This is a genomic window from Phenylobacterium composti DSM 19425 (assembly GCF_059568645.1).
In genome coordinates this window covers 40,277-56,585 of the sequence record NZ_JCANTT010000017.1, presented here as the reverse complement: position 1 = coordinate 56,585, position 16,309 = coordinate 40,277, and the positions used below count along the sequence as shown (strand labels likewise).

Below are 16,309 nucleotides of genomic sequence, written 5' to 3'. Positions count from 1 at the left end.
AGTCGCCGTCGTCGATGCAAGCACCTGACTAAGCCCTGAGGGACCTACCTAATGTCCGACGTCCTTGAACGCGTCCGTAAGATCGTCATCGAACATCTCGACGCCGATCCCGAGAAGGTCACCGAGAAGGCCAGCTTCATCGACGACCTGGGCGCCGACAGCCTCGACAACGTCGAGCTGGTCATGGCGTTCGAAGAAGAGTTCGACATCGAGATTCCGGACGACGCTGCGGAGCACATCCAGACGGTTGGCGACGCCGTGAAGTTCATCCAGGAGCGGCTCGGCGCCTAAGGCGCTCGAATCGCTAGAGAATTCGACCGCCGCGGCTTCCCATCAACCGGAGACCGCGGCGGTTTTCATTTGAGGATCGCCCATGCGTCGAGTGGTCGTCACCGGCATCGGCATCCTGAGCCCGCTGGGCCAGGGGACCGAGCTGACTTGGAAGAAGCTCCTGGCCGGCACGTCCGGCGCGGGAAGGATCACCGCGTTCGATGCGTCGGACTACGCCTGCCAGGTGGCCTGCGAGGTCCCGCGCGTCGACGGCCGCGGCGGCGGCGGGCCGGACGTGGAAGGCAGCTTCGACCCCGAAGCCACCATGTCGGCCAAGGACCGCCGGCGGGTGGACGACTTTATCCTGTACGGCATCGCCGCGGCCGACGAGGCCGTCCGTGACGCCGGCTGGACCCCCGAGGACGAGGAAAGCCGCGAGCGCACCGGCGTGATGATCGGCTCGGGCATCGGGGGCCTGGGCACCATCGCCGAGACCTCCATCGAGCTGCACGAGAAGGGCCCCCGCCGGGTCAGCCCGTTCTTCATCCCCTCGGCCCTGATCAACCTGGCCAGCGGCCAGGTGTCGATCAAGTACGGCTTCAAGGGCCCCAACCACTCGGTCGTCACCGCCTGCGCCACCGGCGCCCACGCCATCGGCGACGCGGCCCGGCTGATCAAGTACGGCGACGCGGACGTGATGATCTGCGGCGGCGCCGAGGCCAGCGTGGTGCCGGTGGGCATCGCCGGCTTCATCGCCTGCCGGGCCATGGCCACGGCGTTCAATGATGCGCCGGAAAAGGCCAGCCGCCCCTACGACAAGGATCGCGACGGCTTCGTCATGGGCGAGGGCGCGGCCATCCTGGTGCTCGAGGAGCTGGAGCACGCCAAGGCCCGCGGCGCGAAGATCTACGCCGAGGTGGCGGGCTACGGCCTGTCGGGCGACGCCTATCACATCACCGCCCCGGTGGAGGACGGCGACGGCGGCTTCCGGGCCATGAAGGCGGCCCTGAAGGACGCGGGCCTCACCCCCGCCGACGTGGACTACATCAACGCCCACGGCACCTCGACCATGGCCGACGGCATCGAGCTGGGCGCCGTGGAGCGGCTGCTGGGCGATGCGGCTCCGGGCAAGCTGATGAGCTCCACCAAGTCGATGACCGGCCACCTGCTGGGCGCGGCCGGCGCCCTGGAGGCGGCGTTCTCGATCCTGGCCATCCGCGACCAGATCGCCCCGCCGACCATCAACCTCGACAACCCTGACGTCGAGACCAAGCTCGACCTGGTGCCGCACAAGGCCAAGCCGGCGAAGATCGACGTGGCCATGTCGAACAGCTTCGGCTTCGGCGGCACCAACGCCTGCGTGATCTTCAAGAAGTACGCGTGAGGCTGACGGGTCGCCTCCGCCGCCCCCTGGGCCTCGCCGTCCTCGCGGCGGCGGGCCTGGCGACCCTGCTGCTGCTCGCGGGCGTGTGGAGCTACGGCGGGCCCGGCCCCAGGGCCCGGGACGGCGAGGCGACCGTGGTGATGCTCGAGCGCGGCTCGGGCCTGAACGGCGTCGCCCGCGAGCTGAAGCGGGCCGGGGCGATCAATTCGGCGGGCCTGTTCATCCTCGCCGCCCGCCTGACCGGCGCGGCCGGGGAGCTGAAGGCCGGGGAATACGAGTTCGCCTCGGGCGCGCCCATGGCCAGGGTGCTGGCCGACATCCGGGCCGGCCGGGTGGTGCGTCACCTGATCACCATTCCCGAAGGCTGGACCAGCGAGATGGCCGCCGAGGCGGTGAACCGCCAGCCGGTGCTGACCGGCGAGGCCCCGGTCCCGCCCGAGGGCTCGATCCTGCCCGACACCTACCAGGTGCAGCGGGGCGACGACCGGGCGGCGGTGATCGAGCGGATGCGCAAGGCCCAGGACGCCCTGATGGCCGAGCTGTGGCCCAGGCGCGCGCCGGACCTGCCGGTGAAGACGCCTCAGGAAGCCCTGACCCTGGCCTCCATCGTCGAGAAGGAGACGGGCGTGGCCGCCGAGCGGCCGCGGGTGGCGGCGGTGTTCGTCAACCGCCTGCGCCAGGGGATGCGGCTGGAAAGCGACCCCACCATCATCTACGGCATCAGTAAGGGCCGGCCGCTCGGCCGGGGCCTGCGGGCCAGCGAGGTGGCGGCGCTGACGCCCTACAACACCTACCGGATCGACGGCCTGCCGCCGACGCCCATCGCCAACCCCGGCCGGGCGGCGATCGAGGCGGTGCTGAACCCGCCCAAGACCGACGACCTGTTCTTCGTGGCGGACGGCTCCGGCGGGCACGTCTTCGCCACCAACTACGCCGACCATCAGCGCAATGTGGCCCGGTGGCGGCAGATCGAGCGCCAGCGGGCGGCGCAGGGCCAGTAGTGGCCGCGAAGGCCGTGGGCGTTCGGGACCCAAGTGTTTTCAGTGTCTTGACTGACTTTCTTGAGGGGCTGGGCTGATGGCGATCAGCGGAATGACGGGCTTCGGACGGGCCGAGGGCGCGCTGGGGGCGTGGACCTGGGCGGTGGAGGCCCGCAGCGTCAACGGGCGGAACCTTGAGGTGCGCTTCCGGGGCCCGCCCGGATTCGACAGCCTGGAGCGGGCCGCCCGGGAGGGCGCGCAGGCCAGGTTCCAGCGGGGCCAGGTAACCATCGGCGTCCAGGCGCGGCGGGCCGAGAGCGCCGCCTCGGTGCGCATCAACCTCGACCAGATCGAGCGCTATCTTGAGGCCGGGCAGGCCCTGATCGACGAGGGGCGGGTGAAGCGCCCGCGGCTGGACGGGCTGCTCTCCCTGCGCGGGGTGGTGGAGGCCGACGACGGCGAGCCCGATCCCGAGGCCATGGCGGCCCTGGAGGCGGCCATGGCGGCCTCGATCACGGCGGCCCTGGACGGGCTGCGGGCCGCCCGCCGGCAGGAAGGCGCCCAGCTGGAGCCGGTGCTGACGGGCCAGCTGCACCGGATCGCCGAACTGACCGAACAGGCGGCCGAGCAGGCCGCCGGCCAGCCGGCCGCCATCAAGGGCCGGTTCGAGGCGCGGCTGAAGGAGCTGGCGGGCGAGGCGGCCACCGAGGAGCGGATCGTGCAGGAGGCCGCCGCCATGGCGGTGAAGGCCGACGTGCGCGAGGAGCTGGACCGGCTGGCCGGCCATGTGGAGGCGGCCCGGGGGCTGCTGGCCTCGGACGGGGCGGTGGGCCGCCGGCTGGACTTCCTGACCCAGGAGTTCATGCGCGAGGCCAACACCCTGTGCTCCAAATCGGCGCTGAGCGCCCTGACCGCCACCGGCCTCGACCTGAAGGCCACCATCGAGCAGTTCCGCGAGCAGGTGCAGAACGTCGAATAGCCCCGCGCGGATCTTGCGCGGCGCGGCGCGGGGTCGCGCTTTCGCGGTGTTTTCAGCGGCGCGCCTTCCGTCCCCCGGGCTTTCGATGCATGAGGGCGCGTTCCAGGAGGTTTGAGTCCGTGACTGCTGACGAACATGCCAGGCCGTGGGAGACGACGCGGCGCGGGATGATGCTGCTGATCTCCAGCCCGGCCGGGGCGGGGAAGACCTCGCTGTCCCGCCGGCTGGTGGCCGACCACGGCGAGCTGATCCTGTCCATCAGCGCCACCACCCGCCCGCCGCGCCCCGGCGAGGAGGAGGGCCGGGAGTACTTCTTCAAGACCCGCGACGAGTTCGAGGCGATGATCGAGCGGGGCGAGTTCCTGGAGTGGGCGACGGTCAACGGCAACTACTACGGGACCCCCAAGGGGCCGGTGCTGTCGGCCCTGGAGGCCGGCCATGACGTGCTGTTCGACATCGACTGGCAGGGCGCCCGGCAGATCGCCGAGAAGCAGCCGGACGACTGCGTGCGGGTGTTCATCCTGCCGCCGGTGTGGAGCGACCTGGAGCGGCGCCTGCGCGCCCGGGCCCAGGACAGCGACGAGGTGATCGAGGCCCGGCTGCGGCTGGGGCGCGAGGAGATCGCTCACTGGACCGAGTACGACTACGTCATCGTCAACAAGAACTTCGACCGCGCCTATGCGGACCTCGGCCACATCTACCGGGCCGAGCGGATCAAGCCGGGCCGGAACCCCTGGCTGCCGGGCTTCGTCCAGGGGCTGCTGGCCGAAGGTGAGTAGCGGCGGCGGGGGAGACGGGGCCTCTGGCTGACGGCGGGCGCCGTTGACAAGCCAGGCAAGCTTGGCCGCTATCATTGTTCCATGACGGTCCTGGAACGCGTTCGCGGCCTCATCGTCCGGTTAAGCCCCGACGCTGCGTGTGACGACTGCATCGCCAAGGAGGCGGGGATCACGCCCCGCCAGCACGCCAACCACAAGACACGCGAACTGGCGGAGAAAGGCGGCTTTGTTCGCCAGGTCGGCGAGTGCGTGTTCTGCAAGCGCGGCGACAAGAAGGTGATCCGCTGCGGCTGAACCAGCCGTCTTGAAGACGGCGGCTCGCCCTTCGTTCCTTATTTGTTCTTGATTTCCGCGCGCGTCTGTGCGAGGACTTTGGCAGGCTTGTGAGGTGCGCCTGAGCGCCCTCCAAGGTCCGCCCTGAGCCTGGCCGGGCGATCGCGGCGATTTCCAAGGACATGACGATGGCCCGGAAGACGGGAAGCCGACGCCCCGGGGCGTCGAAGGATGCGCGCGGGCGGGCGTTCGCCCGCCGGCTGGCCCTGGTGCAGGCGGTGTGCGAGCGGCTGGAGGCGGGGGAGAGCCTGTGCGCCATCTGCCGCGATCCCCTGATGCCGCAGCGCTGGCAACTGGACCGCTGGCGGGCGGCGGACCCGGAGCTGGACGAGATGCTGAACCGGGCGCGGGCGCGGGCGACGGCGGCGGGCCTGTGGACCCGCAAGGCGAGCCACGGCTGGTCCGAAGCCCTGGCGGACGAGCTGTTGCGGCGGGTGGCGGCGGGGCGCTCGCTGGTGGAGGTGTGCGCCGAGGCCGACATGCCCCACGCCGTTACCGTGAGCCGATGGCTGAAGGCGCGGCCCGAGTTCCTGGAGCGCTATCTGGAGGCGCGCCAGGCCCAGGCGGACGCCCTGTTCGACCTGGCCTGGAAGATCGCCCGGGACGCCAGCGAGGAGGACTGGCGCACGGCGCGGCTGAAGATCGACACCATCAAGTGGCGGGTGGCGAAGCTGGCGCCCAAGCGCTACGGCCCGGCCTTCACCCAGCGGGCCGCGATGGCGGAGGCGGCGGGGTCCCGGGACCGGGACCTGCCCGAGGTGTGGGTGCGCCACTACGCCAACCCCGACGACCCGAACGATGCGGACTTCTCCCTGCGGGCCTGGCCGCCGCGGACGCCGGGGGAGCCCCTGAGGCTGCTGTATCCGGACGCCGACGCGCCCGAGCCGCCCCGGCATCCCAGCCATGTGCCGCCCAAGGCCTTCCGGCAGCCGTGGGAAGAGCCGCTGTATGGGGAGGGTGGGCGTGACGGGGCGCCTGCGGGGCGGCCGGGGCCGCCTGAATGCCCGCCTTCGGGAGGTTGACGGGGGCGACGCCGGGCGGGGGTGTCGCGACGGGCCTGCGTCAGGGGACGTCTTCGAGGACCTTGGAAAGGGGCGGGGCGACGTCTTCCAGGGCGCGGCGCTCGGCGGCGACGGCGTAGCGGCGGGCGAGGAGACCAGCGGCCAGCATCAGGCCGCCGCCGAGGAGGTAGCCCAGCATCACCCGGTGCGGCTCGCCGGTGTCGATGAGGGCGCCGAAGAGGGCCGGCCCGCCCACGCCGCCCACCAGGGTCCCGAAGGCGTAGAACAGGGAGATGGTGACGGCGCGGATCTCCAGGGGGAAGCTCTCGCCGATGGTGAGGTAGGCGGCGCTGGCCCCCGCGGAGGCGAAGAAGAAGATCACCGTCCAGGCGGCGGTCTGGGTGACGGCGGACAGCCAGCCCTGAGCAAAGGCCCAGCCGGTGAGGCAGAGGAACAGGCCGGCCAGGCCGTAGGTGAGGCCGATCATGGTGCGCCGCCCGACGCTGTCGAAGAGGCCGCCCAGCAGCAGGGGGCCGAGGAAGTTGCCGGCGGCGAAGGGCAGGATGAACCAGCCCACGGCGGCGGCTTCCACGCCATAGAACCGGGTGAGGATCATGGCGTAGGTGAAGAAGACGGCGTTGTAGCAGAAGGCCTGGGTGGCCATGAGCACGACGCAGAGGCCCGTCCGCCGGGGATAGACCACGAACAGGGTGCGGACGATGTCGAGCCAGCGGGTGCGGACCGGCCGCAGGCGGATCTCGTCGAGGTGGTGATGCGGCGGCGGCGGCCGGCCGGTGCGGCGGGCGACGTCCGCCTCGATGCGCGTCACCACCGCCTCGGCCTCGGCGGCGCGGCCGTGGGTCATGAGCCAGCGGGGGCTCTCGGGGATGAACCGGCGCAGCCAGATGATGATCAGGGCGAGGAGGCCGCCCACCACGAAGGCCAGGCGCCAGCCGAGGGCTTGGTCGATGACCTCGGGATTGAGCACCACCAGCGAGCCCAGGGCGCCCAGGGCCGCGCCGACCCAGAAGCTGCCGTTGATGGCGAGGTCGGTGTAGCCGCGCCGGCGGGCGGGGATCAGCTCCTGGATGGCGGAATTGACCGCCCCGTACTCGCCGCCGATGCCCGCGCCGGTGATGAACCGGAAGACCAGGAAGGACGTGAAGTCCCACGACAAGCCGGTGGCGATGGTGGCCAGCAGATAGATGCCGATGGTCCAGGTGAAGAGCTTGCGGCGGCCGAAGTGGTCGGTGAGGCGGCCGAACAGCACCGCGCCGACGACCGCGCCCAGGATGTAGGCGCTGCCGCTGAGGCCGACCTGGGTGGCGGTCAGGCCGAGGCCGTCCGGGCCGGCGATGGCCGGCGACAGGGCGCCGACGAGGGTGACCTCCAGCCCGTCGAGGATCCAAGTGATGCCGAGGGCGGCGACCACGAGCCAGTGGAACCGGCTCCAGGGGAGGCGGTCGAGGCGGGCGGGAATGCGGGTGGAGAAGGCGTCGGCGGAGCGGGCGGACAGCTTGGCCATGGCGCTCTAACGCCGAAGCGGGGCGATGCGCTCCGCTGAAAGGAACGGTTTTGTCCGGCCCGGATCGCCGCGGGCGGGGATCACGGGAGGGGAAGGGCGGTCGCCTCCCAAGGCCCGGGGGCCTCGGGAGGCGCGCCGCGGCGGGGGTTAGCCGCGTTCGCCGGCGCGGCGGGTGGCCGACTGCTGGGCGGCGGCCTGGGCGGCGGCGTTGGCCTGGTCGGCGGTGGACTGGGCGCGCGCGGCGGCCTGGGCGGCCTGGTCGGCGGCGGCCTGGGCCTGCTGGGCCGAGGACTGCGCCTGCTGGGCGGTGGACAGGGCCTGGTCGGCGGTGGCCTGGGCGCGGTTCACCGACTCGGTGGTGGCGCAGGCGCTGAGGGCGAAGGCGCCGCCGACAGCGGCGGCGACGAGGGCGGTACGACGGAAGGTCAGCATCTTTCAGACTCCCACAGGGGTTTGGACTCGTTGGAACCGGGTCACTGAAACTGTGCAGAGGCTTTGAAAGGCTGCCGCTGTGACGGCCAGCCGACATAGCCGAACCTGCGGCGTCCAAACGAGCGCGGCCGCAGGCGGTTCCTGACGCCGGCGCGCAGTGGTTTTCGCGGGCCTCGCGCCGGGCCTCGTCGCGGGGGGTGCCCAGCAGGGGGCGCCCAGGGATTGGCCAGGGGGCCCTGGGCGGCTGCGCGGGCCTTAGCCAAACGGCGGAAGGGCGCGGCTTTTTGCATTGCAGCGCGTGCGGGCGCCGCCGCCCCGGCCCAACCATCACGGCCTTCGTCGTGAGGGGATAGTGACGATGAACGAAGGAGGCGGGCCGCTGACCAGACGGCGGCTCATGCAGGCGGTCGGGCTGATCGGCGGCACCGCGGCGCTCTACAACATGATGACCGTGTTCGGGCACGCGGCCGAGACCCGGTTCGACGGGCCGCCGAACCTGTCCGGGGCGCGCAAGGGGACGCGCGTCATGGTGCTGGGGGCGGGCTTGGCGGGGATGCTGGCGGCCTATGAGCTGCGCAAGGCCGGCTATGAGGTGAAGATCCTCGAGTACCAGAAGCGCGCAGGGGGACGCGCCTGGTCGCTGTACGGCGGGGACCGGTTCACCGAGATGGGCGGGGCGACCCAGGAGGTGCGCTTCGCCAAGGGCAACTACCTGAACCCCGGGCCGTGGCGCATCCCGCACCACCACCGGACGCTGCTCCACTACTGCAAGGCCTTCGGGGTGGCCCTGGAGCCGTTCATCCAGCTGAACCACAACACCTACATCCACTCCACCGAGGCGTTCGGCGGGGCGCCGCAGCGCTACCGGGCCCTGGCGGCGGACTTCAACGGCAACATCGCCGAGTTGCTGGGCAAGGCCATGAACCAGCAGGCGCTGGACGCGCCCCTGACGGCTGAAGACCTGGACCGGCTGAAGGAGGCCCTGCGCAGCTGGGGCCTGCTGGACGCCGACATGCGCTACCGCTCCGGCCCCAGGGCCTCGCGGGCCCGGGGCTGGGCCCTGCCGCCCGGCGGCGGGGTGGACGGGGCGCCGAAGCCCTCGGAGGTGCTGCCCTTCGACGAGGTGCTGAAGTCGGGGATCTGGGGCTCGCTGGCCTTCTTCATGAACCACGAGTTCCAGACCACCATGTTCCAGCCGGTGGGCGGGATGCAGAAGATCGGCGACGCCTTCGCCCGCCAGGTGGAGGGCCTGGTGATCCACGAGGCCAAGGTCACCCGGCTGATGCAGGACGCCGGCGGGGTGACGGCCACCTACACCGACCTGGCCACCGGGACCGAGAAGACCCACCGGGCCGACTTCTGCGTCTGCACCATCCCGCTGTCGGTGCTGAGCCAGATCGAGACCAACCTGTCCGAGAAGAAGACCGCGGCGATCCAGGCCGTGCCCTACAACGCCAGCGTCAAGATCGGCCTGGAGATGCGGCGCCGGTTCTGGGAGCAGGACTACGAGATCTTCGGCGGGCACAGCTTCACCAACCAGGAGATCGGCCTGATCTCCTACCCCAACTCGGGCTTCTTCTCGGACGGGCCGGCGGTGCTGCTCGGGGCCTTCGCCAATGGCGCGGCGGGCTACCGGCTGGGGGGCCTGAGCCCCGAGGCGCGGATCGAGGCGGCCCTGGCCCAGGGCGAGGTGTTCCACCCGGACAGCTACCGCAAGGAGTTCCTCAGCGGGGCCAGCGTGGCCTGGAGCCGCGCGCCCTGGGTGCTGGGCTGCTGCGCCCGCTGGAACGAGGACACCCGGCGCGAGCACTACCAGACCCTGGTGGCGCTGGAGGACCGGATCGTGCTGGCCGGCGAGCATGCGAGCTACGTCGGCTGCTGGATGGAAGGGGCGCTGCTGTCGTCGCTGGACGCCATCACGCGCCTGCACAAGCGGGCGCTGGAGGCCTGAAGATGCGGGGATGGTTCGTGGCGGGCGCGGCCCTGGCGGCGCTGGCGATCGGGGTGCGCGGCGCGGGGGCGGACGAGCCGGGGCCTGGCGGCCTGCGGCCGATCGCCCCCAGGACCGGGGCCGAGGTCTATCAGGTCTATTGCCAGGTCTGTCACATGGCCGGCGGCGAGGGGGCGGCCGGGGCGGGGGCGTTCCCGGCCCTGGCGCGCAACGCCCGGCTCGCGACCAGCGCGTATCCGATCTACATGATCGCCAGGGGCAAGGGGGCCATGCCGTCGTTCGAGGAGCTGAGCGACGAGCAGCTGGCCGAGCTGGTGAGCTATCTGCGGACGCACTTCGGCAACGCCTATCCCGAGCCGGTGACGGCGGCGGAGGTGCATGCGCTGCGGGAGTCGCTGAAGCCTTAGGGGCGCGGAGGAGAGCGCGCTTGCCAGGACGCCCGCATCCCTGGGCGGGGACGAGGCGGAGCCACCGCTGCGCGGCGTCCTGGCGGTCGTGAAGGCTGTCGTGGGGAGCGCCCGGTGATCAGGCGGGCCGGCTGTCCCACGAGGGTCCCTCGCGCCCCCTGAAGGTGGGGATTGCGCGAGGGGTTTCAAGGGCTTGGCGTCAGAACTTGGCGGTCATCGGGTGCGGCCCGATGCGGCCGTCGGGATCGTCCAGCCCGGCGAAGGCGGCGAGGTCGTCGGCGTCGAGGGCGAAGTTGAAGACGTCGAAGTTCTCGCGGATGCGGCTGGGCGTCACCGACTTGGGGATGACGATCAGGCCGTTCTCGATGTGCCAGCGGATGATCACCTGGGCCGGGGTGCGGCCATGCTTGCGGGCGATGTTGGCCACCACCGGATCGGCGAGCTGCAGGCCCCGGCCGAGGGGGCTCCAGGACTCGGTGCGCACGCCGTGGGCCTCGTTGGCGGCGCGGGCGGCCTTCTGCTGGAAGCGCGGGTGCAGCTCGATCTGGTTGAGGGCCGGGGCGACGCCGGTCTCGCCGATGATCCGCTCCAGGTGCTCGGGCTCGAAGTTGGAGACGCCGATGGAGCGGGCGAGGCCGTCCTTGCGGGCCTGGATCAGGGCCTTCCAGGTGTCGACGTAAAGGCCCCGGGACGGCGAGGGCCAGTGGATCAGCAGCAGGTCCACCTGCTCGAGGCCCAGGCGGCGCAGGCTGTCCTTCGTGGCCTTGAGGGCCGCGTCATAGCCCTGGTTCTCGTTCCAGACCTTGGTGGTGACGAACACCTCGGCGCGGGGCGCGCCCGAGGCCCGCAGGCCCTGACCCACGCCGTCCTCGTTGCCGTAGATGGCGGCGGTGTCCACGTGGCGGTAGCCGGCCTCCAGGGCCGTGCGGACGGCCTCGACGGCGACGTCGTTGGGCGTCTGCCAGACGCCGAGGCCCACCTGCGGGATGGCGTTTCCGTCGTTCAGTTCGATGAGAGGCGAGGCGGTCATGGGGGCTCCGGGCGCTTGATCCAGGACGCCACACCTAGGCCGCCTGCGCCTCAACACAAGAGGCGACGGCAAGGGGCGGGAGGGCCCCCTGCCGTCTTGCCCGCCTAGCTCAGGACGACGATCGCCACGCGGCGGTTCTGCGCCCGGCCGTCCGGCGTGTCGTTCGGGGCCACGGGCGCTTCCTCGCCGTAGGAGATGGTGGCCATGCGGTTCAGGGCGACGCCCTGCTTGGCCAGGTACTTGCGCACGGCCTCGGCGCGCTCGGCGCCCAGGCGGTCGTTGTAGGACTCAGGGCCGGTGGCGTCGGTGTGGCCCTGGATCTCCAGATAGACGTTGCGGTTCTCGGCCTTCAGCCGCTCGGCGAGCTCGTTGAGCCGCGCCTCGGCCTCGGGGGAGAGCGCATGGACGTCGGTGGGGAACTTCACCGAGTCGTCGGACAGCACGACCTCGTAGAGGAACTTGCCCTCGGCCAGCTTGTGGGCCGCGTTGGCCCGGGCCAGGGCCTCTCCTGCCGTGCCTTCCACCTCGGTGACCCGGGTGTCGACCACGGCGACCTGGTCGCGGACGAACCTGTGGCTGGCGCAGCCGCTGGCCGCGATGCCTGCGAAAATCAGTGCGCCGCCGATAGCGGCCACCCTAAGCTTCCCGTCTTTCAACTCTCTTTTCCTTCTCGCAAAGGCCCCACCCCAGGCGCTTCGCCGCGGCCAAGGTGCCGGTGCGCCCGTGGCCTGCCGATGACGTGACCGTGGCGAGATCGGGGCATCGCAGCCCGTGCGCCGCCACGATGCCGCCCCCGACGCGGGCGAGCGTTGCGCCGATGGGCAGGACGGACACCCGGCGGCGGCGCGTGGCGGCGATGGCGTTGAGCCTGGCGGCGCACGCGGCGATCCCGTTCGTGCTGATCGCCAGCCAGCCGCCCGGGGACATGCGGCCGGACCCGGAGCCGATGGTGGTGAGCCTGGCCCCGCCGCCGCAGCCGCCCCCGCCGCCGCCGGAGCCCACGGCGCCCGAGCCGGCGGGGGGACAGGCGGCGACATCGCTCGAGCCGGTGGAGACGCCAAGGCCGCCGCCCAAGGCCCGCGCCCGGCCAACGCCGGCGCCGCCGCCGACGGTGGAGCCCCTGCGGGTGGCGGTGAGCGAGACCCCGGCGCCGGTTCCCGAGCCCGTGGCCACCGTGAGCGAGGCGGCCCTCGCCGGGGCCCGGACGGCGGGCGCCGGGCGTGGGACGGGCACGGGCTCTGGGACGGGCGACGGGGCCGGCAGCGGATGCGACATGGTGGAGCGCCTGCAGGCGGCCCTGCGCAAGGACCCGGAGGTGAGCGCCGCCATCGGCCAGGCCCACCGCTCGGCAAGGGCCGGCCGCAGCGCCCTGCTGATCTGGAGCGGCGAATGGATCCGCAACCCCGGCCAGGAGGGCAAGGGTCTGGCGGGGGTGCGCCAGGCCATCGTCATGGAGGTGGCCTTCGCCCCGGAAGCCTGCCGCAAGGAGACGATGCGCGGCCTGGTGCTGATCTCCATGGCCGACGGCTCGCGCGTGGCTCTGGGCCGGTCGACCTGGAGCTGGACGGACCTGCTCGAGGCCCGGCGGCGGGGCGGCGGCTAGGCTATTTGTTGTCGGCGGGGACGAAGCGGGCGGCGAACAGGCCGCAGGCGTCGGGATAGCCCTGCATCAGCCGGCGGGCGATGGTGTTGCGTTCGGTGATCTCGAGCCGCAGCTCGCAGAAGCGCGGCCCCTCGTCGGTGTCCACCGAGCGGCGCCAGATGTAGTAGAGCTTGCCGGCGAGGACCACGGACTCGTCCCAGCGCCCGTAGAGGGCGACGGCGGCGTCGGTGGGCTGGCCGTAGAGGGTGGAGGGCCGCTCGCCCTCGAACTCGGTGGCGCAGCCGGCCAGGAGGGTGGGCGCGACGGCGGCCAGAGCCAGGGCGACGGCGCGCGAGACGGTCCTGATCTGCACCACAGCTGACCTCGTAAATCCGTTCGCCTCGCGCACGGACAAGCTTGCGGGCTGATACCGGCGGGAACGGGGGTTTGCAATCTGGCCCCGCCTATTTTGGGTGCGGCGCCGCGACGTCATTGTCGGCGCCCGGCGGCGCATCTACGGTGACGGTGTGAGCACAAGACGCGCCATCCGGGCGGCGGCCGTGGCCGCGGCCCTCGCGACGAGCGCCGTGGCCTGGGCTGAGGAGCCGGTCTCGGTCGAGGCGCGCGCCAGCCTGACGGTGATCGATCCCCCGGGCCTGGGGGAGGCGGCGGCCTTCAGCGTGGCCCCCGTGCGCCGCCCCACCGGCGCCGGCGTCACCGCCCAGGGCGTGGACGGCCGCTATGAGGTGAGCGGCGTGGCCGGGGACAGCTACAGCATCAGCGTGCCTTCGACCCTGACCCTGGTGCGGGCCGGCGGGGCCGAGGAGGTCCAGTTGCAGCTCACCCCGGAGGGCGTGGTGAGCGTTCTGCCGGGCGCCTACGGAGCCCGGGCCAGCGGCTCGGTGGCGGTGCAGGGCGCCGTGGGCGTGCAGGCCGGGGCGCCCCCGGGGGTCTATCAGGGCTCGCTGCCGGTGATCCTGTCGCTGCAATAGGCCCGGGAGCGGAGGCGGTCCGGGGCAGGCGGCCAGGATCAGGCGGCCAGGATCAGGCCGTCAGGGCCAGAAGGGCGAAGGAGGCGAGCCAATGCTCGCCCATGTAGTCTCCGGCGACATGGGGCAGGCTGGCGGCCAGATGGGCGGCGGCGGCCTCTTCGGCGGCGGCCTGGGCCGGGCCCGAGAGCGCAGCCGCCAGGGCCCGCCAGCACCAGGCGCGGGAGAGGTTCAGGCCATCCAGGTGGACGATCTTGCCGTCGGTCCGGTCGGTGACCACGGCCGGGGTGAAGAGGCTGGCCGGGCGGCGCTCGGCGATGGCCGGCAGATAGGCGGCGAACCAGTCCGCGAATTCATCGGGCGGCAGCAGCCGGCGCAGGCATTCGGCGGTCATGAGGGTGGCCGAGAGGAAGTCGTCCAGGGACGGCTCCCAGGCCTGGGCGTCGCGGTCGCCGAGGTGCCAGGCCCGGGCCTTGTCGGCGAAGAGGGCGAGCAGGGCCGGGTCGGCGAGCCGGGCATAGTCGGCGGCCACGGCCAGGGCGAAGCTGGTGGACGAATGGACCCCGGTGCGGATCGGATAGGCCGCCTTGGGCAGGAAGTCCCGGAAGCGGTCGGCGAAGGCCTCGGCCAGGGGCTGGTGGATCGCCGCCCAGGGAGCCTGGTGGGCCATCAACTCGGCCTGGAGCTTGAGCAGCCAGCCCCAGCCGTAAGGGCGCTCGAAGCCGCGGGCCAGGGGGCGGGCGAGGTAGGCGACCTCGGCGGCGACGTTGTCCGGGGTGAAGGCGGCGTCGAACCGGGCGCGGATGGCTTCGGCCTCGGGAATGTCCGGGTGAAGGCGCAGGACGGTGGCCAGGGTCCAGTAGCCGTGGACGCAGGAGTGCCAGTCGAAACTGCCGAAATAGATCGGGTGCAGGGCGCGGGGGCCGAGGGCGTCCTCGGGACCGGCCAGGACGTGGTCCAGCTTGTTGGGATATTCCCGGGCCACATGGCCAAGGGCGATGCGGGCGAAGGCGCTCGCCGTCTCGCGGGGGAGGCGGTCAGCGGAAGGCGAGGACATACATCAGCACCACATTGGCGATCAGCACCGGCAGGGCGGTGGGGATCTGGGCCTTGATGACCGAATAGCGGTCGGGAAGCTCAAGCAGGGCCGGCGGGACCAGATTGAAGTTGGCGGCCAGGGGCGTCATCAGCGTGCCGCAGAAGCCGGACAGCATGCCGATGGCGCAGACCACCGCAGGATCGCCGCCGAAGCGGTTGATCAATATGGGCAATCCGATCCCGGCGGTGAGCACGGGGAAGGCCGCGAAGGCGTTGCCCATGATCATGGTGAAGGCGGCCATGCCGAGGCAGTAGACGGCCACCGCCACGAACCGGGTGTCGAGGGGAATCCAGGCGGTGACGAGCTGGCCGATCAGCTCGCCGACGCCGGCCAGGGCGAAGACCGCGCCCAGGGCGGCGAGCATCTGGGGCAGGAGGGCCGCCCAGCCCACGGTGTCCATCAGCCGCCGACCTTCCTGCAGCGGGGCGAGGGGCGGCTGGCGCAGCAGGATCAGGGCGGTCAGCACCGAGATCACGGCGGCCAGGGCCAGGGAGATGAGCGTGGCCTGCTTGGGGTCGAACAGGGGCTGGCCGCCGATCTGCATGGGCTTGAACACCAGCACGCCGAGGGCGACCACCAAGGGCAGGGTGAGCGCGGGGACGAACAGCCGTCCGCCGAACCGCTCGGAGAGGACGCGGCGTTCGTCGGGCGAGGTGGTGGCCGGCTGGCCCCGGCCCAGGAGGCCGAAGCCGGCGATGAGGGCGAGGCCCAGGACGAGGACGCCGTTGCCCACATCGCCCAGCCGGTCGCCGAACAGGAAGCTGACCGCCACCAGGCCCCAGAAGAGGGCGTTGCCGAACCGCTTGGCGTTGGCGCGGTCGGTGGCGCTGAGGACGGCGAAGGCGGCGAAGACGAGGCCCGCCAGGAGATAGACCAGCGAGAGGGTGATCATGGCTCGCCCGCCTTCCGCCGGAGGCGACGGTCGAAGAGGATCAGCCGCGCCCCGTGGATCAGGAACGCGACGATGGCCGTGGGGATCGCCCACAGGGACAGGTGCAACGGGTCGATGACGATGCCGCTGGAGGCCAGAATGCCCACCATTAGCAGGATCGAGCCGATGGCGATGAAGATGTCCTCGCCGAAGAACAGGCCGATGTTGTCGGTGGCGGCGGCCTGGGCCCGGACCGCCTGGCGGGTGTCGGCGTCGAGGGGCGCGCCGGTGCTCGCCTCAACAGCGCCCTCGGCCATGGGCGCCACCAGCGGCCGGATCGACTGGGCCTGGCCGGCGATGGAGTGCAGGCCGATGGCCGAGGTGATCTGGCGCAGGGCGAGATAGGCCACCAGGAACGGGCCGACCGAGACGCCGCGCAGGCGGGCGATGAGGGCGCGGGCGCGCTCCTGCAGGCCAGCGCGCTCCAGCACCCCGACCATGGGCAGGACGAGATAGGCGACGGTGACGAAGCGGTTCTCGTTGAAGGCCTTGCCGAAGGCGGCGAGCACCTCCAGGGGCGAAAGGCCGGCGAACAGGCCAGTGGTGAAGGCGGCGAGGATCACCACCAGCAGGGGGTTCAGGCGGGCGGCGAAGCCCACGACCACCACGACGACGCCCAGCAGGGTCAGCATCGGCT

19 protein-coding genes are annotated in these 16,309 nt (G+C 72.0%); 11 read left to right on the top strand and 8 right to left on the bottom strand.

Features of this window, described 5'->3' with window-relative positions; translation table 11 throughout:
* The first annotated feature begins 51 nt into the window (after positions 1-51).
* From BO64_RS12985 to BO64_RS12955, 7 genes are all read left to right on the top strand, one after another.
* Positions 52-291, top strand: a complete 240-nt coding sequence (locus BO64_RS12985; RefSeq protein WP_012522113.1) for an acyl carrier protein — start codon at positions 52-54, stop codon at positions 289-291.
* 82 nt (positions 292-373) lie between these two features.
* Positions 374-1,654, top strand: coding sequence for a beta-ketoacyl-ACP synthase II (gene fabF / locus BO64_RS12980; RefSeq protein ID WP_496403731.1), 1,281 nt, complete (start codon positions 374-376; stop codon positions 1,652-1,654).
* Between the two features lie 2 nt (positions 1,655-1,656).
* Entirely contained in the window at positions 1,657-2,655 is a 999-nt protein-coding gene (mltG, locus tag BO64_RS12975) for an endolytic transglycosylase MltG (protein ID WP_496403873.1), read from the top strand.
* A gap of 76 nt (positions 2,656-2,731) precedes the next feature.
* Positions 2,732-3,613, top strand: a complete 882-nt coding sequence (locus BO64_RS12970) for a YicC/YloC family endoribonuclease (protein WP_496403730.1) — start codon at positions 2,732-2,734, stop codon at positions 3,611-3,613.
* 167 nt (positions 3,614-3,780) lie between these two features.
* On the top strand, positions 3,781-4,392 hold the full coding sequence (gene gmk / locus BO64_RS12965) for a guanylate kinase (RefSeq protein WP_496403872.1): 612 nt from the start codon (positions 3,781-3,783) through the stop codon (positions 4,390-4,392).
* A gap of 81 nt (positions 4,393-4,473) precedes the next feature.
* The gene (locus BO64_RS12960) at positions 4,474-4,686 is read left to right on the top strand and encodes a hypothetical protein (RefSeq protein ID WP_496403729.1); all 213 of its coding nucleotides are present in this window, start codon (positions 4,474-4,476) and stop codon (positions 4,684-4,686) included.
* A gap of 167 nt (positions 4,687-4,853) precedes the next feature.
* Positions 4,854-5,747 (top strand): terminase small subunit-like protein, encoded by an 894-nt coding sequence (locus BO64_RS12955; RefSeq protein WP_496403728.1) that lies wholly within the window; start codon positions 4,854-4,856, stop codon positions 5,745-5,747.
* A 40-nt stretch (positions 5,748-5,787) separates the two neighbouring features.
* On the opposite strand, the gene BO64_RS12950 is transcribed toward BO64_RS12955, so the two are convergent.
* Entirely contained in the window at positions 5,788-7,251 is a 1,464-nt protein-coding gene (locus BO64_RS12950) for an MFS transporter (RefSeq protein WP_496403727.1), read from the bottom strand.
* Positions 7,252-7,398: 147 nt separating this feature from the next.
* Positions 7,399-7,683: a hypothetical protein gene (locus BO64_RS12945; RefSeq protein ID WP_496403726.1), complete on the bottom strand. Its 285-nt coding sequence runs from the start codon at positions 7,681-7,683 to the stop codon at positions 7,399-7,401.
* 397 nt (positions 7,684-8,080) lie between these two features.
* Between BO64_RS12945 and BO64_RS12940 the strand changes: the two genes are divergently transcribed.
* Both BO64_RS12940 and BO64_RS12935 read left to right on the top strand, forming a co-directional pair.
* The gene (locus BO64_RS12940; protein ID WP_496403725.1) at positions 8,081-9,634 is read left to right on the top strand and encodes a flavin monoamine oxidase family protein; all 1,554 of its coding nucleotides are present in this window, start codon (positions 8,081-8,083) and stop codon (positions 9,632-9,634) included.
* Positions 9,635-9,636: 2 nt separating this feature from the next.
* Positions 9,637-10,041: a c-type cytochrome gene (locus tag BO64_RS12935; protein ID WP_496403724.1), complete on the top strand. Its 405-nt coding sequence runs from the start codon at positions 9,637-9,639 to the stop codon at positions 10,039-10,041.
* A 199-nt stretch (positions 10,042-10,240) separates the two neighbouring features.
* On the opposite strand, the gene BO64_RS12930 is transcribed toward BO64_RS12935, so the two are convergent.
* The gene (locus BO64_RS12930) at positions 10,241-11,071 is read right to left on the bottom strand and encodes an aldo/keto reductase (protein WP_496403723.1); all 831 of its coding nucleotides are present in this window, start codon (positions 11,069-11,071) and stop codon (positions 10,241-10,243) included.
* Between the two features lie 104 nt (positions 11,072-11,175).
* On the bottom strand, positions 11,176-11,727 hold the full coding sequence (locus BO64_RS12925) for an OmpA family protein (protein WP_496403722.1): 552 nt from the start codon (positions 11,725-11,727) through the stop codon (positions 11,176-11,178).
* A 161-nt stretch (positions 11,728-11,888) separates the two neighbouring features.
* Between BO64_RS12925 and BO64_RS12920 the strand changes: the two genes are divergently transcribed.
* A complete protein-coding gene (locus BO64_RS12920) occupies positions 11,889-12,674 on the top strand; it encodes a hypothetical protein (RefSeq protein WP_496403721.1) in 786 nt (261 codons plus the stop codon).
* 1 nt (position 12,675) lies between these two features.
* On the opposite strand, the gene BO64_RS12915 is transcribed toward BO64_RS12920, so the two are convergent.
* Positions 12,676-13,026, bottom strand: a complete 351-nt coding sequence (locus BO64_RS12915; protein ID WP_496403720.1) for a hypothetical protein — start codon at positions 13,024-13,026, stop codon at positions 12,676-12,678.
* A 154-nt stretch (positions 13,027-13,180) separates the two neighbouring features.
* On the opposite strand from BO64_RS12915, the gene BO64_RS12910 reads away from it, so the two are divergent.
* Complete coding sequence (locus BO64_RS12910) at positions 13,181-13,645, top strand: DUF4402 domain-containing protein (RefSeq protein ID WP_496403719.1); 465 nt, start codon at positions 13,181-13,183, stop codon at positions 13,643-13,645.
* 52 nt (positions 13,646-13,697) lie between these two features.
* On the opposite strand, the gene BO64_RS12905 is transcribed toward BO64_RS12910, so the two are convergent.
* The 3 genes from BO64_RS12905 to BO64_RS12895 are packed head-to-tail and all read right to left on the bottom strand — an operon-like array spanning position 13,698 to position 16,304.
* On the bottom strand, positions 13,698-14,699 hold the full coding sequence (locus BO64_RS12905) for a DUF2891 domain-containing protein (RefSeq protein WP_496403718.1): 1,002 nt from the start codon (positions 14,697-14,699) through the stop codon (positions 13,698-13,700).
* Positions 14,680-15,633, bottom strand: a complete 954-nt coding sequence (locus BO64_RS12900; RefSeq protein WP_496403717.1) for a DUF979 domain-containing protein — start codon at positions 15,631-15,633, stop codon at positions 14,680-14,682. The genes BO64_RS12905 and BO64_RS12900 overlap by 20 nt, the downstream gene beginning before the upstream one ends.
* Positions 15,630-16,304, bottom strand: coding sequence for a DUF969 domain-containing protein (locus tag BO64_RS12895; RefSeq protein ID WP_496403716.1), 675 nt, complete (start codon positions 16,302-16,304; stop codon positions 15,630-15,632). Before BO64_RS12895 ends, BO64_RS12900 begins: the two co-directional genes overlap by 4 nt.
* Between the last annotated feature and the right edge of the window lie 5 nt (positions 16,305-16,309).

Bases quoted from the DNA above. Each gene is read 5' to 3' on its own strand.
- BO64_RS12985 (WP_012522113.1), top strand. From the start codon at position 52: ATGTCCGACGTCCTTGAACGCGTCCGTAAGATCGTCATCGAACATCTC.
- BO64_RS12970 (WP_496403730.1), top strand. From the start codon at position 2,732: ATGGCGATCAGCGGAATGACGGGCTTCGGACGGGCCGAGGGCGCGCTG.
- BO64_RS12905 (WP_496403718.1), bottom strand. From the start codon at position 14,699: ATGTCCTCGCCTTCCGCTGACCGCCTCCCCCGCGAGACGGCGAGCGCC.
- BO64_RS12955 (WP_496403728.1), top strand. From the start codon at position 4,854: ATGGCCCGGAAGACGGGAAGCCGACGCCCCGGGGCGTCGAAGGATGCG.
- gmk (WP_496403872.1), top strand. From the start codon at position 3,781: ATGATGCTGCTGATCTCCAGCCCGGCCGGGGCGGGGAAGACCTCGCTG.
- BO64_RS12940 (WP_496403725.1), top strand. From the start codon at position 8,081: ATGCAGGCGGTCGGGCTGATCGGCGGCACCGCGGCGCTCTACAACATG.
- BO64_RS12895 (WP_496403716.1), bottom strand. From the start codon at position 16,304: ATGCTGACCCTGCTGGGCGTCGTCGTGGTGGTCGTGGGCTTCGCCGCC.
- BO64_RS12900 (WP_496403717.1), bottom strand. From the start codon at position 15,633: ATGATCACCCTCTCGCTGGTCTATCTCCTGGCGGGCCTCGTCTTCGCC.
- BO64_RS12935 (WP_496403724.1), top strand. From the start codon at position 9,637: ATGCGGGGATGGTTCGTGGCGGGCGCGGCCCTGGCGGCGCTGGCGATC.
- BO64_RS12930 (WP_496403723.1), bottom strand. From the start codon at position 11,071: ATGACCGCCTCGCCTCTCATCGAACTGAACGACGGAAACGCCATCCCG.
- fabF (WP_496403731.1), top strand. From the start codon at position 374: ATGCGTCGAGTGGTCGTCACCGGCATCGGCATCCTGAGCCCGCTGGGC.
- BO64_RS12920 (WP_496403721.1), top strand. From the start codon at position 11,889: ATGGGCAGGACGGACACCCGGCGGCGGCGCGTGGCGGCGATGGCGTTG.
- BO64_RS12945 (WP_496403726.1), bottom strand. From the start codon at position 7,683: ATGCTGACCTTCCGTCGTACCGCCCTCGTCGCCGCCGCTGTCGGCGGC.
- BO64_RS12960 (WP_496403729.1), top strand. From the start codon at position 4,474: ATGACGGTCCTGGAACGCGTTCGCGGCCTCATCGTCCGGTTAAGCCCC.
- BO64_RS12950 (WP_496403727.1), bottom strand. From the start codon at position 7,251: ATGGCCAAGCTGTCCGCCCGCTCCGCCGACGCCTTCTCCACCCGCATT.